General features: G+C 74.7%; 2 protein-coding genes. One reads left to right on the top strand and one right to left on the bottom strand.

Going from position 1 to position 1,014, the window contains the following annotated elements:
* Nucleotides 1-191: hypothetical protein (locus tag AC1DWF_RS32595; protein WP_476842653.1), on the top strand; the 191-nt coding region annotated here is incomplete at its 5' end.
* Nucleotide 192: 1 nt separating this feature from the next.
* Here AC1DWF_RS32595 and AC1DWF_RS32590 read toward each other — a convergent pair.
* Nucleotides 193-1,014, bottom strand: an 822-nt coding sequence (locus tag AC1DWF_RS32590) for a LysR substrate-binding domain-containing protein (protein ID WP_476842652.1), incomplete at its 5' end; no start/stop codon positions are given.

Below are 1,014 nucleotides of genomic sequence, written 5' to 3'. Positions count from 1 at the left end.
CGCGCGAGCTGGCGATGGCGATCGCCTCCCGCTCCGCCATGGCCACGGCCTTCGCCAAGGAGGCCGTGCGCAAGGGCTGCGACATGCCCCTGCCCGACGCGCTGCGCATGGAGGTCAGCCTGCTGTCCCTGCTGATGAACCACCAGGACCGGCTCCGCTCGGCCGAACAGTTCCGCGCCGATCACGACTGATTCAGCCGGCCGCCGCCTCCACGATCCAGCCCCGGAAGGCCGCGAAGGCCGGATCCTCCTCGCGTCCGGGACGATTGATCAGGAACCAGCCCTCGCCCTTCGGCACCGGCGCCGCGAAGGGCGCCACAAGCCGTCCCTGCCGGAGCGCGTCGTCGATATAGGGCCGGATGCCCATCGCCACGCCGAGCCCATCCGCCGCCGCCTGCTGCGCCTGGCCATAGAAGTCGAAGACCGGCCCGCGCGCTGCCACCTTCCCCGCCAGCCCCTGCGCCGCCAGCCAGAGCGGCCAGTCCTCCGCTGCATGCGCCACGCGCAGCAGCGAGACCTTCGCAAGCTGGCCGGGCTCCGCCAGCCCCGCCGCCAAGGCGGGCGCGCAGACCGGCAGCAGGTCGGCCGGGAAGAGCGGCGTCGCGACGAAGCCCGGCCAGTCGCCCTCGCCCAGCCGGATGCCGCAGGTCCAGCCCTCGTCGAAGGCGGCCGCGGCGCCCCCGGTCGTGACGCGCACCTGGATTCCCGGCGCGCGGGCGTGCCAGTCCGCCAGCCGCGGGATCAGCCAATGCGAGGCGAAGCTGGGCCCGACGCCGAGGATCAGCGTCCGCTGGCCCGCCTGCGCCACGGTGGCCACGGTCAGCCGCGCCAGCTCGTCGAAGATGTCGCCGAGACCGGCCCGATAGGCCGCGCCCGCCGCGGTCAGGGCCAGCCGGTTCGGACCGCGCTCGAACAGTGCGATGCCCAGTCGCTGCTCCAGCAGCCGCACGAGCCGGCTCACCGCGGCCGGGCTGACATGCAGCTCCGCGCCGCCGGCCGCGAAGCTGCCGTGGCG

It is taken from the genome of Aminobacter sp. P4_D5 (assembly GCF_056401815.1).
This window is presented reverse-complemented; position numbering and strand designations above follow the sequence as displayed.